Consider the following 20,823-nt stretch of genomic DNA (forward strand, 5'->3'; position numbering starts at 1 on the left):
GCAGTTTACGGACTATACATCCGCACCAAATACCACTATCGCCAGGTCTTTCCCGGCATTTGGTGACCCATGCAAGATTTCTCTGACCTTCCGAAAACCTTATCCATAGCACTTTCCCAAAAAGGCTACAGCGGCTTGACGCCTGTACAAAAGGCTGTGTCAGATGAAGCGCTGGCGGGAAAAGATCTGCTTGTCTCTGCGCAAACCGGGTCTGGCAAAACCGTAGGCTTCGGGCTGGCGATGGCGAAAGAGCTTCTCGACAAGCACGGTCGGTTGGACCGACCAGCCGTGCCGCTGGCCATGGTCATCGCACCCACGCGCGAACTGGCCTTGCAAGTCCGGCGAGAGTTCGACTGGCTGTTTGCCGAGGCCGGAATAGTCACTGCGTCAGCCGTCGGTGGCACGGATGCCCGCACCGAGCGCCGGACGATTGAGCGCGGCGCGCATGTCGTGATCGGCACACCCGGACGGCTGCGTGATCATATCTCACGTGGCGTCATCGATCTGAGCGATTTGCGGACTGTCGTTCTCGACGAAGCCGACGAGATGTTGGACATGGGGTTCGCCGAAGACCTTCAATACATCCTTGACCAAACGCCTGAAAACCGCCGCACCTTGATGTTCTCGGCCACTGTTCCGCGAGGAATCGCCAAGCTTGCCCAGACTTACCAGAAGGAAGACGCGCAGCGGATCAAGGTTGGAAACGCAGAAGCACAGCATTCGGACATTACCTATAGCGCCTTGAACGTAGCCCCGTCAGATATCGAAAAAGCAATCATCAATTTGCTGTGCTATCACGACGCACAAACCGCGATCGTGTTTGCAAATACCCGATCCATGGTTGCGCGTCTGACCGCAAAATTCTCCAATCGGGGTTTTTCTGTCGTCTCACTCTCAGGGGAACTCAGCCAGACAGAGCGCACCAATGCACTGCAAGCCTTGCGTGACAGGCGCGCGCAGGTCTGCGTTGCGACAGACGTGGCCGCCCGTGGCATTGATCTTCCAGGGTTGGAGTTGGTGATCCATGCAGATCTCCCGTCGAATGCGGAAACTTTACTGCATCGCTCGGGGCGCACGGGCCGCGCCGGGCGCAAAGGAATGTCCATCTTGATCGTACCAGGACGGCACCGCTCGAAGGCGCAACGATTGCTGAAAACGGCCAAGTTGGAGGCCGAATGGGGCGTCCCTCCCTCAGCGGATGAGGTGCTCGCTCGGGAAGAGGCGCGCATCATTTCCAATCCTGCCTTAGATGAGCTGCCAAGCGTCGAGGAAACGGCTTTTGCAGAACGGCTGCTTAAGGGAAGGACACCAGAGCAGGTCGCGGCAGCCTATTTGCGCCTCTACCGAGAGCGCCACTCAGCGCCGGAGATTCTGGGAACGGTGTCAGAGACTAAAAAAAGCAAATCTGAAACGCGCGCGGCGTTTGGGCCAAGCACTTGGTTCTCACTTTCCTTGGGGCGCAAACAGCGTGCAGAGCCGCGTTGGTTGTTGCCAATGCTGTGCCGCAATGCGGGTCTCTCCAAAGACGCCATCGGCGCAATCCGCGTTCAATACCAAGAGACTTTTGTCGAGATTGCCAATGATGCAGTGCCTGCAATGAAAAAAGAATTGGGTGCCGAACTCACCATAGAGCAAGGTGCGACGCTGACTGAGCTGGCGGGCACACCAGATTTCGATGCCTCGCCTAAGGGGCCACCTGCGGCACCACATTCATCAAACGACGCTGCCAAGAACAAAAGGCCTGGGTCAGGCAAACCGTCAAATGCTGCGCGCACCTCCAAACGCTCAGAGCAAAATGCCCAGATTGCGTCCGAACGCCCAAAGGACAGAAGAAAGCCCGCGGCAAGCACATCGGATAGGCAAGCTAGAGAAGACAAACCAAAGCAGGCAAATGCTTTGCGCTCGCAGCGGACAAGCGAGAACGGAACGGAAAAATCACAGCCCACCGCGAAGGGAAAGAAGGGGCAAAAACATGACGAGAACGCCTCTGACTCATCTAAATCTCTGAGAGCACGAAAAGCGCTTCACAAGGCTAAAAACAAAGGTTCCAACGCATCTCGTTCAAAACACAGAAACGGCAAGGGCGGAGAAGCAAGACCGTTCCGCAAGCCTTCAAAGAGAAGCTGAGCGTTCAGACACCTGTCGGTAGGTGTTGGGAGAAGATATCGAATGTGTCTCTTCGCACAGGCAAACCACAATAGTATGCCCATGCGGCACGTCCACGTCTTTTGGCAGCAATTTAAGGTAAAAATTTGAATCCAACGCGACCCTAACCAACTTTCTGGAAATCACCGATATCGCCGGTATGTAGTTATTCATGTAGAGCCCAGCAGTTAGCAATTTGAGCTCTTAACAGTCCTTTGCGACACTAGACCTGAACGACAGTGCCCCCCCACCCGCCAGAACCTGAGACCGCCTTCAGCCACCCTGAAACCAGTCGTCAGCGGTCGTCTCCGGGCCAGTAAACCGCTACTTTGGCGATCGGGAATACACTGACAGATCCTATAGGCTGGGCAGCGAGAGAATGATGTCCACGCCAAATTTCAAGGCGGCCAATTATACCGATCTGTCAATCATGTTAACCGCCGCATCCCGTGGACACCATACTCAGCGAATAGAGGTACCAAGGCAGATTGTTCCGCTATGCGGCGCCGGAAGGGCCTCCGTATCTCAAAGCACAACATAAACCACTGTCGAGCTGTATCTTGTAGATGGCTTGATACCGGCCTTGGCTCCGCTTGGCTAATCTCGTCCTCAGGCCCTAGTGCATGGTCGCATATTTTGAGAACCCGGAATGCAGCCGTTCAAAGAATGGTGGCGTAAAACTTAGGGACAACAGCTTCGATCAATTTTGCTCTGTCTTTGTGTAGCTTTAGGTCTTTGGTCACTTCGGTTCAAACGGTGTTTCGGGCAGGCCTTGATAGTCTGCCTGCGCCACAAAAAGAGTGCCTTCGTCGGGGTTGTCGGCCAGCCCCATGGCGTCCAGATGTTTTGACTGCGTGGTGATGTAAAGTTGATCCCGATTTTCCCCGCCAATGGCCCACACAGTCGGATACGTGGCCAGTGTTTTCACGGCCAGATCCAGACACCCATCTGGCAAGCGGCGCTCAACCTGCGCGTCGCCGGGTACCGCGATCCAAACATCGCCTTCGGTATCGACGCTTGCACCGTCAGGAATGCCGTCTTCGTCCTTGCCGAACACAACGAACTCGGACTTTTGCCGGGGCTGAGTGGTCTCGATACTGCTCCCGATGACTTCGCTAGGAGGCCAGTGGCGCCATCATATTACCTCAGGCAGCGGGGTCGGTTTCAAGCCCGACCTGTCAGGGCACCGTGAACTGACGGTCGAGGCCCAACACGCACCGCTGAACTTTCCGGGAATGCTTGACGCGGGGCCAGACGCTCAGCTTACGCTATGATGATTTCGACACTCAGGATCGAATTTCACATCAGAACCATCGTTGGTTTCTGAGCGTCCAAGGCCGCTTCATACTGATCCTATTCGCAATTCTTCCCTAGATCGAACGCCACGTACAATGCCTTGAGCTAGCTACAAGACGATTACGGGAATTTCTGCCCTTATCGGCAAGCTGGCGCAAATTTTCAGGAATCCAGAACATTCGAAGGAAAACGGTACCAGCAAGAATCTTTCTTTGAAGACTCCAGCGCGCCGGAAATAAACGCCATGCCCAGTAACCCGCTTTGCAGGTCGGGCAGCAAGTCGACGCTTCGGTCTCCTCTTATCAAAGCGGCGGCCTCGGCATAAAGCGTTGCAAAACCTTCCAGATAGCCTTCAGGGTGGCCGCCCGGCACGCGCGTGACTGCGTTGGCGGCATCAGAGGCTCCGGCACCGCCGCGTGTCAGGGTTTGAGTGGGCTGTCCAAAGCGGGTGAAGTGCATATGGTTTGGATGTTCCTGCGACCATTCCAGCCCACCGCGATCACCATAGACCCTCAGGCGCAAGCCGTTTTCGTTGCCGACGGCAACTTGACTGGCCCATAGCATTCCCCGCGCGCCGCTGGCATAGCGCAGCAGAATATGGGCGTTGTCATCCACCTGCCGGTCTGGAACCATGCTGGACAGGTCTGCTGCCAGATGCGAGGGGACCTCACCCGTTACGAAATGGGCCAAATTGAAGGCATGGGTGCCGATATCCCCGATGGCCCCTGCCCCGGATCGCGCGGGATCGGTGCGCCAGTCGGCCTGTTTGTTGTCAGACGCGGCGGGTTCCGTCAGCCAGTCCTGCGCGTACTCCACCTGCACCAGCCGCAGTTTGCCCAGATCGCCCGTCCGCACCATCTCACGCGCCTGACGGATCATCGGATAACCGGTGTAATTGTGGGTCAGGATGAAATGCGCAGACGACGCTTCGGCTGCAGTTTTGATCCGTGCGGCATCCTCAGCCGTGGCCGCCAATGGTTTGTCGCAAATGACGTGAATCCCGGCCTCAAGAAACGCGATGGTCGGGTCCGCGTGCATGTGGTTGGGCGTTACGATGGCCACCGCGTCGATGCCGTCGTCACGGGCAGCTTCGGCCTGCGCCATCTGGCGGAAATCAGAATAAGACCGTTCGATGCCCAACTCCTGTGCCGAGGTTTCCGCACGCTGCGGGTCGGATGACAGTGCCCCCGCCACCAGGTCCCATTGTCCATCCAGTCGGGCGGCGATGCGGTGGACGCCACCAATAAAGGCACCCTGCCCGCCCCCGACCATACCCAGTTTCAACGTTTTCATTGGCCCAACCCCAACATGGATCGGATCATGGCCTGATCGACCTCGCCCCCTGCGAAATCGTCAAAGGCCTTGTCCGTGGTTTCGATGATGTGGCGCGCGATGAAAGGCGCGCCCTCGGCGGCCCCCTGTTCGGGGGATTTCAGGCAGCATTCCCATTCCAGCACCGCCCAACTGTCATAGCCGTACTGCGTCAGTTTCGAAAAAATCGCGCTGAAATCCACCTGTCCGTCGCCAAGTGAGCGGAAGCGGCCGGCCCGATTGGTCCAGCCCTGATAGCCAGAATAGACACCTTGCCGCCCAGTCGGGTTGAACTCGGCATCCTTGACGTGAAAGGCGCAGATGCGCTCGTGATAGAGGTCGATGAATTCCAGATAATCCATCTGCTGCAGCAGGAAATGCGAGGGATCATAGTTGATCTGGCAGGCCTCGTGCCCGTCTACGGCGTCGAGGAACATCTCGAAGGTGGCACCATCAAACACGTCCTCCCCGGGGTGGATTTCAAAGCCAATGGCAACGCCCTGATCGGTATAGGCATCGAAGATCGGACGCCAGCGGCGGGCAAGCTCGGCAAAAGCTTCCTCAATCAGACCCTGCGGGCGTTGCGGCCACGGATAAAGATAGGGGAAGGCCAGCGATCCGGTAAAGCTGACGGTCGTATCCAGCCCCATGCGCCGTGCAGCGACGGCGGCTTTCTTGACCTGGTCCACAGCCCAGTCCTGCCGCGCCCGAGGGTTTCCATGCACGGTCTCGGGCGCGAAGGCGTCAAAGGACTGATCGTAAGCGGGATGAACGGCGACCAATTGGCCTTGAAGGTGGGTCGACAGTTCACTGACCTCAACGCCCGCATCGCGGCAGGTGCCCAGCAGGTCGTCGCAATAGGTCTGGCTGTCTGCGGCCTTGTCCAGATCGAACAGCCGCCCGTCAAATGTCGGGATCTGAACGGCTTTGTACCCCAGACCCGCTGCCCATTCCGCAATCGATCCCAGCGAATTGAACGGAGCAACATTATCCGCAAACTGCGCCAGAAATAACCCCGGTCCTTTGATCGTACCCGGCATATCAGCCTCCCATGAAAATCCTGTGTGTCAGGCCCCGACCGGGGCCTGACGAGTTAAGGCGATTACTTGCCGCCCCAGCGTTCCGGATAGCCCGGCATGCCTTCGCAGCCACAGGCCGCATAGTGCAGCGGAGGCATGGATGCGTTTACGAAATCACCCAGGTTGTCATTGGTGATCGCCGGTTGCGGCAGGTTCCATTCCGGTCCGGGGATCGCCTCACCATCCAAAATTTTCAAAGCTGCCAGAATGGGCGTGCGCCACTGATAGGTCGGGTAGGTCGGCGCGATGGTGTTCATGCCAATCTCCTGCCATTTCTGCAAAAAGTCCTGCTGGTCCTCGCCAGTGACGATCGGCACGTCCAGACCCATATCCTCGAACGCTTCGATCGCCGCGACCGAGGTTGCGCCCGCGTCCATCCAGACCGCGCCCAACTGGTTGCCGCGCTGGATATAGTCCTCGACAATCGCCTTGGTCTTGGCGCGGTCGCCATCAGTGAACTCGGCACCGACGATGTTCAGACCGGCTTCTTCCAGAATGCGCTTGGCGGCAGAGTAGCGGGTTTCCAGAACGTCCACGCCGGGCAGGATGCGTAGCATCAATACGTCCGAGCCTTCGGGCGCATTGGCGGCGATGAATTCACCGGACTGGATGCCAAAGCCATAGCCGCCGACTGGCTTGATGAACGTGACCGGGCAATCGGTATTCACGCCACGGTCAAACACGATCACTGGCAGTTGCTCGCAGGCTTTTTCAACAGCAGGGGTCAAGGCAGCCGTTGTGTTGGGGGACACGATCAGCGCGTCACAGGTGCCACCGGCCAGCAGGTCCTCGATATCGGCGATCTGTTTATCGTCCGAGCCTTCGGCATCGGTTACAACGAACTCGGCGATGTTGTCATGTTGTTCGACCTCGGCCTGCATGGTGTTCCAACCAACCACGCGCCAAGGGTTGTTCACGCCTGCGTTCGAGAAACAGATCGTGTGCGGGCCATCTTTCTTGAAGCCCGAAGTATCCGCCATCACGTCGCCATAGTACTGCAGCCAAGGGGTTGTCGCATCGCCATTGGCTGCCGCGCCCAGCATGTCTTTTTGTTTTGCGAATTCGACCGGGTCGTCGAAGTTCTGCGCTTGGGCGGGCAAAGCCAACGCCAGCGTTGTCAGGGCTGTTGCCGTGAATTTGTTGATCATTCTTGTTTCCTCCTCTGAATTGTTTGGGGCGCCTATCCCCCGGATCGGCGTCGTCGGTATCCGGCGATCACAACCGCCGAGATCAAAATCAGCCCTTGCACCACGTCCCGGATGGGTTTGGGAAAGCCCAAAATGTTGAGCAGCGTGAACATCGCCTGCAACACCAGCGCGCCTGCGATGGTGGCCCCCACGGTGCCGCGCCCGCCAAGTAACTGCGCCCCGCCAATGACGGCAGCGGTGATGGCCTGCAATTCCAGCCCGACCCCCACATCGGTGGACACGCCCGCGAACCCGCCCAGCAATATTCCTGCGAGTACAGCCGAGACCGAAGACATGACAAAGGCGACAATTCGGGTTTCCGTGAGTGGGACTCCGGCTAACAATGCGGCCTTTGGGTTGTCACCCATGGCGATCAACCGCTTGCCATAGTTGGTGCGGTGCATCAGCCACCACATCGCGACGCAGACCACGACCATCACGATCACCGCAACGGGCAGGATTTTGATCAGCGGCAAGTCCTTAATCAGATAACGGCCGAAGAACCGGAAATTTTCGGGCAGGTATCCGCGCGGCGCTCCGCCCGACCATGTCAGGGCAATCCCGCTGAGGGTGATCATCATCCCCAGCGTAGCAATGATCGACGGCACCTTGAGCCACGACACCACCAGCGCGTTCACCGTGCCGACGATCACACCTACCCCCAGCATGGCCAGGATAACCCACCACGTCGCGCTGGCATCCCCGTCCAGCAGGATCGAGCTTCCGATCACCGTCAGCGTCACCAATGCCCCCGCCGACAGGTCGAACCCGCCCGAGTTGATGACGTAAAGCTGCCCCACCGCCAAAATCGCAATTGGCGCGGCCCGTTTCAGGAAATTCATGTACCCGGCCGGTTGCAGGAAGTACGGCGAAAGGATCGCGATCGCCACGAATAGCAGAGCCAGAACCAGAAAGACCGGGTTGATCTGTTTCAGTCGGGCCATCATGCCTCGATCCTCCGGCTGCGCACGGCGTAGACGGCGACCGCGGCCACGATGATGACCCCGCGCAGGATTTGTTTGGCAAAGGCATCAACGCCCGCAATGTTGAAGATCGAGTCGATCAGAGAAAAGATCATCACGCCCATCAGCGTGCCCCAAACCCCGCCGCGACCGCCGGACAGAGCCGTTCCGCCAATCACCACCACAGCGATGGATTCCAGATCATAAACCCCGTCCCGACCGATCCACGGCGCGCCCGAGCGTAGGCGGCTTGCCAGATACAGCCCCGCGATAGTGGCGCAGACCGAACAGATCACATGCGCCATGATAACGACGCGCGTCGTCCGCATCCCCGCAAGCTTGGATGCGTCTGGGTTGCCGCCGACCGAATAGATATTGGAGCCTGCGCGGGTAAAGCGCAGAAAAACCCACGCGGCCACGGTCAGCGCGATCAGGAAAATCAGACTGATCGAGATGCCGCCAACCTGCCCATAGGCAAAGACCTGAAACTCTTCCGGAACCTCTCCGGCAAAGTTGTTGAAGGTCGCGCTCAGCAGCCCTTGCAGGATCAGCGCCATGCCCAACGTGGCGATCAGCGGATTGACCTCAAACTGGGTGATCACAAGACCGTTGATCAGGCCGACCACAACCCCCACGGCCAACACCGCCGCAATTGCAGGCAGCATCATGGATGGATCACCCGACATGATAGAGGACGCAAGCACCGCCGAAACCGAGATCAGGTTAGCCACGCTAAGGTCGATCGAGGCGATCAGGATGGCAAAGGTCTGCCCAATCGCTGTGATCCCCAACGCGATGGAGCGCCCCAGCAGGCCCAGAAGATTCTCAGCAGTCAGATATTGGGTCTGCCCGGTTGCAATCGCGACAGAGACATAGACCGCGATAGCCGCCAAAAGCAGCAGAAATGGGGCCAGCGCGGCAAGATTTTTAGGTCTTGGGATATTCATGAGGCTTCCAATTCCAGATGCGCCTCTGTCGCGGCGTGCATGACTTCGGTTTCGCTGGCGCCATGTCCGAACTCGGCCACGATCTTGCCGTCGCTCATAACCAGCACCCGGTCCGAGATGCCCAACACCTCGGGCAGGTCGGATGAGATCGCCATGACCGCCGCCCCATGTTGCGCCAGTTTGCGCATCTGAGCGTAAATCCCCGCCTTGGTGTTGACGTCGATGCCTCGGGTTGGTTCGACAAAGATCAAAACCTTAGGGGCCAAGGACAGCCAGCGCGCAACGATGGCCTTTTGTTGATTGCCACCGGACAGAGACTGAATCTCGACCTCGTAATTCGCAGCGCGCAGATCGAACGCATCAAAAAGCGCGTCCATCTGATCGAGCGTTGTGATCGGCGTTCTATCCGGCGCGCCCAAGGTGCCGGAAAAGGCCCGGGCCGAAATCATGCCGTTGTCACGGACCGATTGCATCAGCATCAACCCCTCGGCCTTGCGGTCGCCGGGCAGCATCGCAATCCCGGCCTTGGCGGCGCTGCGCGGGCTGGTAAGAGGGACAGATTTCCCATCGACTGTCACGGTGCCGGTTTCAAAAGGCTCTGCCCCGAACAAAGCCAGCGCCAACGCTGTGCGACCTGCCCCCTGAACGCCTGCAAACCCGGTGATCTGGCCTGCGCGCAGCTCAAGATCAATGTCGAACAACCGGTCATTACCGCCACCACGCACTGTCAGAACCGCATCGCCGATTTCTTCCGGTGTCGCAGGTTCGGGATAGAAGTGCCCAATATCGCGCCCGACCATGGCTTCGACGATCCGGCCGGTTTCGGGCACATGGTCAAAGGCAGCAGCGACTTTGCCATCCTTGATCACTGTGACACGGTCCGCCAGACGACGGATTTCGCGCATACGGTGGGTAATGTAGACAATCGAGCGGCCCTGACCGCGCAGATCATCAACCAGTTGGAATAGCAGATCACACTCGGTATCGTTGAGGGCCGCAGTCGGCTCGTCCATGACGATCACTTGCGCATTCAGCGACAAAGCCTTGGCAATCTCGACCATTTGCTGTTGCGCGACATCCAGATCGCTAACCAAAGTTTCCGGGCCGAAACGATGACGGTCGCCAAACAGCGCCAGCACGTCCTGCGTTTCGCGCCGCATCTTCTCGGTATCCAGCAGGCCCCAACTGCGTGTGGGTTCACGTCCCAGAAAGATATTCTGGGCAACCGTTCGGTCGGGCAGCAGCGAGAATTCCTGATAAATCACGCTGACGCCTTGCGCGAGCGATTCAAGCGGGTGCTGGAACCGGACCTTCTGACCGCGCAGGAAAATATCGCCCTCTTCAGCCTGATAGACGCCCGACAGCACCTTCATCAAAGTGGACTTACCCGCGCCATTTTCGCCGACCAGAGCGTGAACCTCGCCCGCACGGGCGGAAAAACTGACCCCGTCCAGTGCCTTGATGCCGGGAAACACCTTGGTGATCCCCTTCATCTCAAAGATGATATCGCCGCTCATGCCTGCGCCCACCCATTGCGAATGAACATGGCACTGTCGCGAAACAACTGCGGATGATCCTCGAACATCGGCCGCCAGATCCGGGTGGCTGCAGCAAGTTCAGGGACGCCTGCGCCAAAGGCCTCCATCACCACCCATCCGTCAAATCCGGTCTTCTTGACAGCAGAGAACACCGCACCAAAGTCGATCTGTCCCGTGCCGGGCGTGCCCCGGTCGTTTTCCGAGGCATGCAGAACGTTGATATGACCGGACAGGGAGGCAATCGCCTGTGCCTGATCCTTTTCCTCAATATGCGCATGGAAGGTGTCGTACATGATCCCAAAAGCCGGGTGGCCGACCAGCTCACAATACTGCGCGGCCTGTTCGGCAGTATTCAGGAAATGGGTTTCGAACCGGTTCAAAGGCTCCAAAGCCAGCAGCATGCCGCGCTTGGCCGCTGTGCCTGCCATGTCGCGATGGGCTTCTGCGCCGCGCTGCCATTCGTCAGCCGTCGGGCCGCTGCCGGTAAAGTGTCCGATGGGCGCATAAAAAGGCCCGCCGATCGTTTGCGCGCCAAGTGCTGTCGCACAATCCAGTATCCAATTCAGATGCGCGACACCTCTGGCCCGAACCAGAGGATCTGGGCTGGTTGGATCTGCTTTGGGGTCAGGAACAATCGCGGTGCAGGTCCTCTCAAGCCCGAGTGCATCGAGTTGAGCGCCCAGCCAGGCGTAGTGGTCTGGCTGCCCTTCCAAGACGGGAATTTCGACACCGTCATACCCGGCCTCAGCAGCAAGCTGACAGAAATCCAGTTGCGCTTCGCCGATCAGCCCGCCAACGCATAGAAGATTAACTCCCAGCTTCATTTCCCCTCCCAAGGCCAAAAAAGCATCTTTGCCGCGAATCTATGTAATCGTTTTCATGATGAATGTAAACCATTACATTTTTTGTTTCACGCTGCTATAAGCTTTCAACATGACAAGAAGTTCGACCAAAAGGCCCACAGTTCGGGATGTTGCCAGAGTTGCCGGTGTCTCAACCGCAACGGTCAGCCGGGCATTGCAATCTCCTGATATCGTGTCCAAAAAAACTCGGGATGCGGTTTTTGCGGCAGTCTCCGAGACAGGATACAGCGTCAATACAGCAGCACAGATGCTGCGGCGCAACCGGTCGGGTACGGTTTTGGTTATCCTTCCGGATATTGCCAACCCATTCTTTTCCAAGATCCTGTCGGGCATTGAAGAAGTCGCGACCCGCGCCAGTCTGACGATCCTGATCGGCAACACCAATGGGGACGACGCGCGCTATGAAAATATCCTCGAAAACCTGCGCAACGGGCGCGCGGACGGGGCCTTGATTCTGAACGGAACTGCCCCCCCTGACGGAATGCTGCCCGAGGGCACTCCGATCGTGTCAATCTCGGAACGTCCAGAGGGCGCAGGCTACGCGCATGTCGGGACCGACAACCAGAAGGCCGCGTTTGATGCCACGCAATATCTGCTTGCCCAGGGGCATCAGAGGATCGCGCATGTCACCGGACCTGAAGGCAATGCGCTGACCAAAGACCGGCGGGCCGGATATATTCAGGCGATGACGGAAACCGGCCTAACGGATCAAATCTGCACCATTCCCGGCGGCTTCACTTACGGCGATGGAGAGCGGGCAGCGGATCACCTGTTCGCGCAGCATCCAGATACCACCGCTGCGTTCTGCGCAAATGACGAATCCGCGATGGGCGTCATCCGGGGCCTACAGAAACATGGATACTCGGTCCCCGGCGAAATTTCCGTCATGGGTTTCGACGACGTGCCGTTTTCACGGATTTTTCAGCCTGAACTGACGACGGTGCATCAGGCGCGGAATCTCATCGGGCAACGTGCGATGGAGATCCTTCTGGACCTACTCGAAGATAATACAGCACCTGCAGAATTGATGTATCTGGACCACACCATCGTGACACGAAACAGCGTTGCCAGACCGCGTTCATAAGGGTCAAGAGCGGTCGAGGGCCAAACCCTCTTTGAGTGTTTTCCGCCCCATCCGTCGCCTCCTGTATTCGCCAGCGAGTAAGATACGCGCCCATGCGAACACGGCGAGGCTGGTGAATTCGGTGCCATTGTCCGAGATGATGGTTTTGGGCGCGTCCTGCTGACCAATCAGTCGGTCCAATTCCCTCGTGACCCGCAAGCCAGATAGCAATTTGCCGCCAACCAGCACCAGGTTCTCTCGCGCGGCCATCCACCAGAGTCACGATAAGGAAGCGACGGCTGTCAATCTGCGCATCAGATCCGAATTCGAGGTTCCAAAGCTCATTAACTCCGTCCAGCACGACCACCAACCTTATGGTAACCAGGGCCCGATTAAGTATAAAAAATGTATAAAAACTAGAGGGCTGGGAGTCCCGAGCATCCTTGCTCCTGATCCATTATATTAGACGACGAAGAGGGTTTGGGGGAAAGAGGACCCAATGCACTCGCTACCAATCACACGCGACCTTATGAGCGACTGATTTTCAACCCCAGAGAGATCACGCGATGGCGTACAACACCCATTCACCCTGAATTCCCTTGAAACGGTGGGTCCCAACTTGCTCAAACTCCAGACCCGAACCAGCCGTCAGTTCTCGAACAATGGATGACACGCGGCACGAACCTCCGGGCGTTAAATCTAGGATTCGAGCGGCCATGTTGACCGCGATGCCTGAAACATCCTGACCGCGAAGCTCGCATTCTCCGGTGTGAACACCAGCGCGCAGAGTAAGCCCCAGTTTTGACATTTCGGACTGAAGCTCGCGCGCTCAACAGACGGCTCGGCTCGGCCCAGAGAATGTGGCCAAAACACCGTCGCCCATTGTCTTCACGAGGTTGCCTCCATGACGGGCGATAATTCGAGCCGCTGTGGTGTCATGGGCATCAATCAACTCTCTCCAGCGGGCATCACCCATTTCCTCCGCAGCTTTGGTCGATCCTACAATGTCGGTCATCACGATCGTTGCCAGGATACGGTCGCCAAACTCAGCGCTTTCCGGGGCGCCTACGAACGTAGCGATCTCGTCTGCAACTTCATCTACGTCGCCGACCCATGGCAGGTGGTCTTCGCGCTCAAGTATCTTCAGGCTTCCATAAGGAAGGGTGTCGGCAATGTACTCTGCCTCGTCGAGCGAGACTGTACGGTCGCCGCGCGAATGGAGCACCAGCGCAGGGACATGCACAGCGGATAGGATTGGTCGAATATCGAGTTCATAATTTAATCGGGTGATGTTGACCGCAGTTCCAGGGCTGCCAGACTGGACCAATAGCCGACTCATGAAAGCTTGTTCAGCGGGATCTTCCCAGACGCTTGGGGCACGCTCGGACAGAAACTCGGCAGTATCGCCCCAGTTCTGTTGCATATTCTCGAGAAACTTTTCGAAATCGCCCCGCCGCACCCCGAAGGGCCAGTCAGGTTTCCAAGCGCGGCATGCATAGGAACCGACGAGAACGACATTGCTGACCCTTTCTGGATAGCTGGCAGCGAACATTGTCGTCATGTTGCCGCCTTCGCTAACACCAAATATTGATGCTTTTTCCGAGCCCGTCGCGTCCAGAACAGCACGTATGTCATCGGTGCGCTCTTCCAGCGTTGGGGCACCCACCTCACGATCGGATATCCCAGTTCCGCGCTTATCGAACAAGATAAGTCTGCTACGCCCAGCCAACTTTGAAAGGAAACGGTTGTACCCAGGGTGTTCCCAAACAACATCTATGTTGTGAAGCCACCCGGATGCGTAAACTAAATCCACAGGACCATCACCTACGACCTGGTAGGCTACCGCGACGTTACCAGCAGATGTGAACTTAGTCTGCGGTTTTTCCATCTCCTGCGCCCCAAGACGTTGATTTGTTGAAAATGGACCAATGCCGTTTCTGCGACAAGTGCCGGGTGAGGAAACAACCGATTGCAATGGCTGGTTTCAGGCTTTAGCCTGCCATTTCAATCGTCAAAGTCAGACTTTCTGTTGATGTACCCTGACCATTGCCGCATAGAGGCGGGGTGCAGGGTGCTTGTCGGGCCGTGCGCCCAGAGGGCAGGCAGCAAATGCCAGACGTAGAAACCTCTTGAACCTCTCCCGGCAGTCATCACACCGGACGGGAACCTATGTCACTCCAGCCTCAAAAGGAAAGGTCGGCACTAGCGGCCATTGACCCGGCTCGCCTGCGGGTCATAAAACGCGCCGCGTTGTTTCTGCTGGGTCCATTCTATTTTCTGTACATCGCCTTTGTGCCCCTGCTTTGCGGCAAACGACAAGGTTTTCGCGGCTGGTACTGGCCGCTGGTCAAACGTGCCTGTTCGCGGCTTCTGTGGCTGCTGAGTATCCGAACAGAGATGACACAAGCGGATAGGGCCGCACTGGCCGCCGACACCAACAGCATCATCGTGATCAACCACCGCAGCCATCTGGATGGGTTCGCTTTGATGGACGTCATGCCCGACGCCAAGTGGATCACCTTCGCCGCCAAAAAGGAGCTGTGCGATGCGGTTCTGCTAAGCCGTGGATTCAAGGGCGCAGGGCTGGTAGAGATTGACCGGAAAAGTGGCGCGGTGGCGCTTGAGAAGCTTACCGAGGCCGTCCGAGCTATGCCTGAACGCCGCTCTGTCGTGTTGTTCCCAGAGGGCACGCGCACCAGTTCCGAAAGCCTCGGCACGTTCAAAGCCGGAGCTGTCATAGTCGCGCGCGCCACCGGTCGCACGATACGGCCCATTGTAATTCATGCATCCGACGCGCTTATGCCGCGCGACAAACACTTGCCCAAAAGCGGGACGATCCGGGTCGAGGTACTGCCGTCATTCACCTGCGATCACTCCGTTTCAGTGGACGAAGACGTGGATCGCCTTAGAAACGAAATGGTGACCGTTTTCGACGCAGGGTTAAGTAAGTAGGTCTTTGATCCTTCGCTGCCCCGGCATTTCCAACAGCCTGACCAAGGTCCGCCTTGGGCACGCATCGATTTCGCGCTGCATTAGGCTTGACCGACAGCTCCGCCCCAACCCACCGGCACCTGTGGCGACCCGTGTCGCCAACTGTGCCCCCGCTAGCAAGTTGGTGGCGCGGGTTTAACTTTTTCAGTCAGCTAATCGCCAGAACTCCAATAAAATGACTTAAATTCACAAGTCAATTCAGGTGTCTACCCCTACCTGAGGGGCAAGTCATACACCCCATCTATGATTTGCCCTCCAAAAGGAGTTGACGCCATGACCGAGGCTGATCGGCAGCAGATTTTGAACGAAGTGCGCAATGACCTCATGCAATGCCAGCTCAAGATGCGTCGCATTGCAGAGGCAGATATGCGCCATCATTCAGCCAAACGCGGGTCGATCAAAACCCGTGACCGGGTCGGTGTGGTTCGTCTAGCTTACGCTAACGAATTGAAGCTTTTGGCTCGGCAAATCGGCAGCATGAAAATCTGATGAACCTGAATGCACAGTCGTGAAATTTGGAGCCTGTATCAGTCGACCTCGTGCTCAATCTCGAAATGCACCTGAAACGGCCACAGTTACTCTGGCTAGCGGGAAAGTCTCTTGGGACTTATCGGGCGTTAAGAGTTGAGCAGCAAGTTACGCAAGCCACTCGCATCATTAAACTAAGCGCACGAGGCCGGAAATTGGTCCTTCCCGGCCGGAATGTTCTGATGGGAACCGCTTATTCATGAACGAAAGCAACGAACGACTTAGGCCGTTCTGATCCATGTTCTTTTGACAGTACCCGGTTGCAGTTTTTCTTGGCTACACAAACCTGTGCACATAATTTTCCAGAATTTCCTGACGCCCGGATCGCGGTTCAGGGTTGGTATTATCCCGCAGAACACGAGCGGAAATTTCTTCCAGACTGCTGTCCAACATGGACGCCGCTTCTGGTGTACTCCAACCTGAATACCGTTCTGATAACGCGTCCTCCAAACCGCCGTCATCAATCATGGCGGCCGCAGCTTTCAAGCCTCGGGCACAGATGTCCATTCCACCAACATGGGCTGCGACAAGATCTTCTGCGTCAATGGATTGGCGCCGTACCTTTGCGTCAAAGTTTGTGCCCCCGGTCGTAAAACCACCGGCCTTCAGAATGTAGTAATAAGCCAAGGCAACCTCTGGCGTGTTATTCGGGAACTGGTCCGTGTCCCACCCGGACTGGTAATCGTTTCGATTCATGTCGATCGAACCAAGCATCCCTTCGGCAGCAGCGACCGCAATTTCATGCTCGAAACTGTGCCCGGCCAGGATCGCATGCCCCTGCTCGAGGTTCAATTTGACCTCGCCCTCCAAACCGTACTTCCTGAGAAATCCGATACACGTCGCCGCGTCGTAGTCGTACTGGTGTTTGGACGGCTCCTGCGGTTTGGGCTCCACGAGAATAGTGCCCTTGAACCCAATTTTGTGCTTGTACTCAACGACCATGTTCAAAAACCGGCCCATATGGTCCAACTCGGCCTTCAAATCCGTGTTCAAAAGGGTTTCATAGCCTTCCCGGCCACCCCAAAGAACATAGTTTTCACCGCCCAGCTTGTGGGTCGCATCCATGCACGATTTCACTGTTGCTGCGGCAAATGCAAACACTTCAGGATCAGGGTTTGTGCTGGCACCAGCCATCCAACGGCGGTGGCTGAACATATTGGCCGTACCCCAAAGCAGCTTGGTGCCAGACGCCTGCATTTTTTCGCCAATGTAATCGGTGATTTCCTCAAGGGTTCTCAGATTATCGGCAAAATTGCCCTGCTCTGGCCGAATATCAGCATCGTGCCAGCAAAAGAATGGCTGGCCCAGAAGATCAAACAGTTCAAAAGCAATGTCCGCCTTTAGGCGCGCGCGACCCATGTCATCTTGTGGATACCACGGGCGTTCGAATGTAGGCCCGCCAAAGGGGTCGCCCCCCTCCCATGCGAATGAGTGCCACCACGCCACAGCAAACCGCAGATGGTCTTCCATCCGCTTGCCCATGATAATTTCGTCCGGGTTGTAGTGCCGGAACGCCAATGGGTTCTTGCTGTCTGCGCCTTCAAACTGGATCTGCTCAATCCCATCAAAAAATCCACTTGGCATGTCTGCCCCCTATTCTGCTTTTTGTGCTGGCTGCTTGCCCAGAATGATCATTGACAAAAGGTCGTCATCCGTGACGTCCGCAATATCGACCGTCCCAACCAATTTGCCGTTCTTCATGACCGAGGCGCGGTCACACAGTTCCATAACGGCATGCACGTCGTGGTCGATCAGGAATATGCCTATGCCTTGCGCCTTTAGCTGGTGGATCAGATCAGCCACCATCTGAGTTTCATGCGGCCCAAGCGCTGCTGTTGGCTCGTCCATAATCAGAATGCGTGCGTTGAAATAGACGGCTCGCGCGATCGCCACAGATTGTCTTTGACCACCCGACAACGCAGAGACAGGGTCATTGAACTTCTGAAAGTTCGGGTTGAGTTGCGCCATGATCTTGCGGCATTCGGCCTCCATGGCTGCGTCGTTGACCAAACCAAAAGGCGTCGTCATCTCGCGCCCTAGGAACAGGTTCGATGTCGCGTCCAGATTGTCGGCCAAGGCGAGCGTCTGATAGATGGTCTCGATGTTATTTGCACGCGCATCGCGAGGGTTAGCGATCTCGACCGGCTTGCCATCAATCAAAATCTCGCCGTGATCCATTTGATAAGCGCCCGACAGGACCTTGATCAGCGTGGACTTACCGGCCCCGTTATGCCCCAGCAGCCCCACGACTTCACCCGGATAAAGATCGACCGACACATGGTCGACGGCTTTGATTCCACCGAAGGAGATCGAAATATCGCGCATCTCGACCAATGGCGCTTCGCCAGAGCCGCGTCCAGACTTCACAGAGGTTTCATGCGTATCCTGAGCTTGCATCACTTGGTCCCCAATCGCTTGCGGTAGACGATGTCGATATAGACGGCCAACACCAGAACGCTGCCGACGACAATGTTCTGGAACGGCGCGTCAACGCCAACCATTGCCATGCCCGATTGCAGCGCCTGCATGATCAATGCGCCAAGGATCGCACCATAAATGGTGCCGATGCCACCAGACAACGCGGTCCCACCAATAACAGCGGCCGCGATGACCCGTAGTTCGTCCAGCGTTCCGATATCGTTCGAGTGGTTTGCAAGGCGCGCCGAGGCGACCACAGCAGAAACGGCGCACAAAAAGCCCATCAGCGCAAAAATCTTAACGGTCAGCAGTCGCGTATTGATGCCGGAAAGCTCTGCCGCATCCGGGTTTCCACCGGTGGCAAAGATATAGCGTCCAAAACGGGTTTTCCGCGCTACGATCGTCAGGGTTACCGCGACGATGATCAGGATGAGGACAGAAATTGGTATGCCGTACCCGACGACCAGCCCCTCCGGCATAGTTTCGCCGCGTGCTTCGAACATACGTTGCAGCCGACGTGTCGGAATGGCGTAGCTGTTTACGATGTAGACGTACCCAAGTATGGCGAGTGCGATGATCCCGGCCAGAGTGGCCTCGGCCCAAACAGGTTTGACGGGGAAGCCATGTGCCGCTTTTGCACGTCGACCGCTCCACAAAGCCCAAATGGCGACCGCCGTAGCGAACAAACCAAACAGCCAGCTTGTTGTGGTTCCAAGCGTTCCGTTGGTTCCGCCGAACATCAGGAATGTACTGTCCAGCGGACCAATCGTTTGGCCGCTGGTCAGATACCACGCCACGTTTCTCCAAACCAGGAATCCACCAAGCGTGACAATGAATGCTGGTATCGTCAGATAACCGACCATCCAGCCATGAAACGCACCAATCAGCGTGCCCACTAACAGCCCGACGACAATGGTGATCGCCCAGGTTGCAGGATTGTTCAAACCCATCCCAAGTACCTGCGGCAACAGCTCGGTTTGCGTCATTGCCATCACTGCCGACGTTGTCGCCAGCAATGCTCCGACCGACAAATCTATGTGCCGCGTGACGATTATGAACACCATCCCGCACGCCATAATGGCAACCGAAACCGTCTGGATGGACAGGTTGAACAGGTTCCGAGGCGTTAGGAACCGGCCATCCGTAAAGATGTTGAACCCGATGCACAGGATGACAAACGCGCCGATCATTCCCAAAAGCCGCATGTCCAGTTCCAACTGCTGGAACAGGCTGGGTTTCGCTTTTTCAGGTACCGGCTGAGACGAAGTTTCGGTCATTTCCGATCTTTCATATTCAGCAATGGTCCCTGGCCCCGAAAGGGCCAGGGACTTTGAAGCTTAGTTACAAGGGGCCGGTCCGTTATCAACGCCCTGGCACAAATCTTCCAACGGGATCCATCCGGCATCCACAACAACGGAAAGATTGTCCTTGGTAATCGGAACAGGCGCAAGGAAGACCGAACTCATCTCGGTGCCACCCGGTGATGTCCAACTAATCGCACCTTCGACGTCAGCGGGGCTTGTACCGCCCGTCAAAGCCACGGCGATTTCGCCAGCGGCCTTGCCGAGCTCACGGGCGTCTTTCCATACGGAAACAGTCTGAGTACCCAGCGCGACACGGTTCAGCGCCGCGTGATCACCATCCTGACCAGAGACCGGAATGCCTTCCATACCCTGCGCTGTTAAAGCAGCGACAACGCCGCCTGCGGTGCCGTCATTCGACGCAACCACTGCATCCACGTTGTTCTCATTTGCAGTCAGGATTTGTTCCATGTTCCGCTGCGCATTCGCGGGCAGCCAGCCGTCGGTGTAGGCTTCTCCAACGATTACGATGTCACCGCTGTCGACTGCCGCGCCGATAATCTCTTGCTGTCCGCCCCGCAGGAAGTCAGCGTTCGGATCCGTAGGAGAGCCTTTGATCATCACGTAGTTGCCCTTGGGCATTGCCTCAAAAACAGCGCGGGCTTGCATTCTGCCGACTTCTACATTGTCAAAGGTCAGATAAAACGCACGGTCGTCTTCGATCAGGCGATCGTAAGCGATGACCGGAATGCCTTCGTCTGCCGCAGCCTGAACAGCCGGCCCGATTGCCTGCGCGTCCTGCGCCAAAATGATAAGCGCGTCTACACCTTGGGCGATCAGGCTTTCAATGTCCGAAAGCTGCTTTGCGGAAGACGATTGCGCGTCTGCCGAAATATACTCGGCGCCTCCTGCTTCAAGCGCAGACTTGATGGCTGCTTCATCCGTTTTCCAACGCTCTTCCTGAAAGTTCGACCAGCTTACGCCGACCACTGGCTCTGCGAATGCGGTCGAAGCCAACAAAGTGGCCACAGCCGAAAAGCTGAGAATTCGTTTCATGATTTCCTCCCATTTGCGGAGCCATCGCATTTCGATTCGCGGCTCTCACGAATTTGAATACCATATTTATTTCAGTCGGTAAAATATTTAGTCTATTAGAAGCGGTGAAATCCAAATAGATTGGGGACAAGACCAGAT

19 protein-coding genes are annotated in these 20,823 nt (G+C 56.8%); 4 read left to right on the forward strand and 15 right to left on the reverse strand.

Translation table 11 applies throughout. The annotated features are described in order from the left end of the window. Positions 1–69 precede the first annotated feature (69 nt). Positions 70–2,127, forward strand: a complete 2,058-nt coding sequence (locus GOV88_RS17405; protein WP_171241211.1) for a DEAD/DEAH box helicase — start codon at positions 70–72, stop codon at positions 2,125–2,127. A gap of 757 nt (positions 2,128–2,884) precedes the next feature. On the opposite strand, the gene GOV88_RS17410 is transcribed toward GOV88_RS17405, so the two are convergent. From GOV88_RS17410 to GOV88_RS17445, 8 genes are all read right to left on the reverse strand, one after another. Next, positions 2,885–3,253: an SMP-30/gluconolactonase/LRE family protein gene (locus GOV88_RS17410; RefSeq protein WP_371808265.1), complete on the reverse strand. Its 369-nt coding sequence runs from the start codon at positions 3,251–3,253 to the stop codon at positions 2,885–2,887. A gap of 350 nt (positions 3,254–3,603) precedes the next feature. Continuing rightward, the gene (locus tag GOV88_RS17415; RefSeq protein ID WP_171241213.1) at positions 3,604–4,734 is read right to left on the reverse strand and encodes a Gfo/Idh/MocA family protein; all 1,131 of its coding nucleotides are present in this window, start codon (positions 4,732–4,734) and stop codon (positions 3,604–3,606) included. Next, the gene (locus GOV88_RS17420; protein ID WP_171241214.1) at positions 4,731–5,792 is read right to left on the reverse strand and encodes a sugar phosphate isomerase/epimerase; all 1,062 of its coding nucleotides are present in this window, start codon (positions 5,790–5,792) and stop codon (positions 4,731–4,733) included. The genes GOV88_RS17415 and GOV88_RS17420 overlap by 4 nt, the downstream gene beginning before the upstream one ends. A 62-nt stretch (positions 5,793–5,854) precedes the next feature. Then, positions 5,855–6,979 (reverse strand): substrate-binding domain-containing protein, encoded by a 1,125-nt coding sequence (locus tag GOV88_RS17425; protein ID WP_171211887.1) that lies wholly within the window; start codon positions 6,977–6,979, stop codon positions 5,855–5,857. A 32-nt stretch (positions 6,980–7,011) separates the two neighbouring features. Next, entirely contained in the window at positions 7,012–7,965 is a 954-nt protein-coding gene (locus tag GOV88_RS17430) for an ABC transporter permease (RefSeq protein WP_171123325.1), read from the reverse strand. Then, the gene (locus GOV88_RS17435; RefSeq protein WP_171126012.1) at positions 7,962–8,927 is read right to left on the reverse strand and encodes an ABC transporter permease; all 966 of its coding nucleotides are present in this window, start codon (positions 8,925–8,927) and stop codon (positions 7,962–7,964) included. The genes GOV88_RS17430 and GOV88_RS17435 overlap by 4 nt, the downstream gene beginning before the upstream one ends. Further along, positions 8,924–10,444, reverse strand: a complete 1,521-nt coding sequence (locus tag GOV88_RS17440) for a sugar ABC transporter ATP-binding protein (RefSeq protein WP_171241215.1) — start codon at positions 10,442–10,444, stop codon at positions 8,924–8,926. Before GOV88_RS17440 ends, GOV88_RS17435 begins: the two co-directional genes overlap by 4 nt. After that, positions 10,441–11,289: a sugar phosphate isomerase/epimerase gene (locus GOV88_RS17445; protein ID WP_171241216.1), complete on the reverse strand. Its 849-nt coding sequence runs from the start codon at positions 11,287–11,289 to the stop codon at positions 10,441–10,443. The genes GOV88_RS17440 and GOV88_RS17445 overlap by 4 nt, the downstream gene beginning before the upstream one ends. A gap of 109 nt (positions 11,290–11,398) precedes the next feature. Between GOV88_RS17445 and GOV88_RS17450 the strand changes: the two genes are divergently transcribed. Then, complete coding sequence (locus GOV88_RS17450; RefSeq protein WP_171211892.1) at positions 11,399–12,412, forward strand: LacI family DNA-binding transcriptional regulator; 1,014 nt, start codon at positions 11,399–11,401, stop codon at positions 12,410–12,412. A 3-nt stretch (positions 12,413–12,415) separates the two neighbouring features. Here the strand turns inward: GOV88_RS17450 and GOV88_RS17455 are convergent, their stop codons facing one another. From GOV88_RS17455 to GOV88_RS17465, 3 genes are all read right to left on the reverse strand, one after another. Further along, complete coding sequence (locus tag GOV88_RS17455; protein ID WP_171241217.1) at positions 12,416–12,661, reverse strand: hypothetical protein; 246 nt, start codon at positions 12,659–12,661, stop codon at positions 12,416–12,418. Between the two features lie 289 nt (positions 12,662–12,950). Next, the gene (locus GOV88_RS17460) at positions 12,951–13,199 is read right to left on the reverse strand and encodes an adenylate/guanylate cyclase domain-containing protein (RefSeq protein WP_171241218.1); all 249 of its coding nucleotides are present in this window, start codon (positions 13,197–13,199) and stop codon (positions 12,951–12,953) included. A 21-nt stretch (positions 13,200–13,220) separates the two neighbouring features. Beyond that, positions 13,221–14,279 (reverse strand): adenylate/guanylate cyclase domain-containing protein, encoded by a 1,059-nt coding sequence (locus GOV88_RS17465; RefSeq protein WP_171241219.1) that lies wholly within the window; start codon positions 14,277–14,279, stop codon positions 13,221–13,223. A gap of 281 nt (positions 14,280–14,560) precedes the next feature. Between GOV88_RS17465 and GOV88_RS17470 the strand changes: the two genes are divergently transcribed. Together GOV88_RS17470 and GOV88_RS17475 are read left to right on the forward strand one after the other, a co-directional pair. Further along, on the forward strand, positions 14,561–15,343 hold the full coding sequence (locus GOV88_RS17470; protein ID WP_171241220.1) for a lysophospholipid acyltransferase family protein: 783 nt from the start codon (positions 14,561–14,563) through the stop codon (positions 15,341–15,343). A 312-nt stretch (positions 15,344–15,655) separates the two neighbouring features. Beyond that, the gene (locus GOV88_RS17475; protein WP_171123340.1) at positions 15,656–15,871 is read left to right on the forward strand and encodes a hypothetical protein; all 216 of its coding nucleotides are present in this window, start codon (positions 15,656–15,658) and stop codon (positions 15,869–15,871) included. 315 nt (positions 15,872–16,186) lie between these two features. Here GOV88_RS17475 and xylA read toward each other — a convergent pair whose 3' ends face one another. The 4 genes from xylA to xylF are packed head-to-tail and all read right to left on the reverse strand — an operon-like array spanning position 16,187 to position 20,685. Further along, positions 16,187–17,494, reverse strand: coding sequence for a xylose isomerase (gene xylA, locus GOV88_RS17480; protein ID WP_171241221.1), 1,308 nt, complete (start codon positions 17,492–17,494; stop codon positions 16,187–16,189). 9 nt (positions 17,495–17,503) lie between these two features. Next, positions 17,504–18,307: an ATP-binding cassette domain-containing protein gene (locus tag GOV88_RS17485; RefSeq protein WP_171123344.1), complete on the reverse strand. Its 804-nt coding sequence runs from the start codon at positions 18,305–18,307 to the stop codon at positions 17,504–17,506. After that, positions 18,307–19,605 (reverse strand): sugar ABC transporter permease, encoded by a 1,299-nt coding sequence (locus tag GOV88_RS17490; protein ID WP_171241222.1) that lies wholly within the window; start codon positions 19,603–19,605, stop codon positions 18,307–18,309. Before GOV88_RS17490 ends, GOV88_RS17485 begins: the two co-directional genes overlap by 1 nt. 60 nt (positions 19,606–19,665) lie before the next feature. Beyond that, positions 19,666–20,685, reverse strand: a complete 1,020-nt coding sequence (xylF, locus tag GOV88_RS17495; protein ID WP_171241223.1) for a D-xylose ABC transporter substrate-binding protein — start codon at positions 20,683–20,685, stop codon at positions 19,666–19,668. Positions 20,686–20,823: the final 138 nt, after the last annotated feature.

Source organism: Ruegeria sp. HKCCA5491, from assembly GCF_013034565.1.
In the GTDB taxonomy this organism is placed as follows: domain Bacteria; phylum Pseudomonadota; class Alphaproteobacteria; order Rhodobacterales; family Rhodobacteraceae; genus Ruegeria.